The sequence below is a fragment of the Mesorhizobium sp. M7A.F.Ca.ET.027.03.2.1 genome (assembly GCF_003999175.1).
In the GTDB taxonomy this organism is placed as follows: Bacteria; Pseudomonadota; Alphaproteobacteria; order Rhizobiales; family Rhizobiaceae; genus Mesorhizobium.
Map to the genome: position 1 here is coordinate 1 of NZ_RZOM01001681.1, position 731 is coordinate 731.

Annotated in this window: 1 protein-coding gene; it reads right to left on the bottom strand. The window is 64.6% G+C overall.

Annotation, left to right across the window (positions count from 1 at the left end):
• Positions 1-112 precede the first annotated feature (112 nt).
• A partial coding sequence (locus tag EN750_RS37325) for an aminotransferase class I/II-fold pyridoxal phosphate-dependent enzyme (protein ID WP_127399478.1) occupies positions 113-731 on the bottom strand: 619 nt, incomplete at its 5' end.

A 731-nucleotide genomic window follows, 5' to 3' on the forward strand; every position in this document is an offset into this window, starting at 1 on the left:
TCACTATACGGGGAGAGGATGCCGGCAGGCAGGTGAGGGGCGGCGCAGACGCTGGCCACTATGAACGGTCGCTGTGACGCAGTAGCATCAACCGGTCGCTGGCACGGGAAACTTACTGCCGCAGCGCGACGGAAATGGCGTCGAGGCCGCCACGCAATTCGGCTTCCGTCGGCCAGCCAAAGCCGACGCGGAAGAAGCGTTTTTCCATCTCGAACCAGTGGCCGGGTCCGACATAGGTGCCGTGGTTTTCCAGCAGGTTCACATAGAACCGGTCGAGGTCGAAGCCGGGTTCGACATTGAGGCGCGGGAAGCCGACGACGCCACCTTCGGGCCGCACCCAGTCGACCAGCGGTTCGCGATCGATCCAGGCCTGGACGATGTCGCGGCGCCCCGCCATTTCGGGCAGCAGCGTCGCCAGGAAAGCGTCCCGGCGTTCGAGCATGCCGCGGGCAATGCCTTCGTCGATAACGCTGCCGCAGATGCCGATCTGCTCCTTGGCGGCGAGGAATTTCTCCTGAAGCTCAGCGTCCCTGGTGATCAGCCAGCCGATGCGGATGCCGGGAATGCCGAAGGCCTTGGACAATGACGAGACGCTGATCGCCTTCGGGCTGAGTGAGGCAGCCGTCGGCAGCCGCCGGCCGTAGGAAAGGTCGCGATAGGTCTCGTCGACCAGCAGACGGCAGTTGCTGCTTTCGGCAAGCGCAACCAGCGCATCGAGCTCGGTTCGGCTC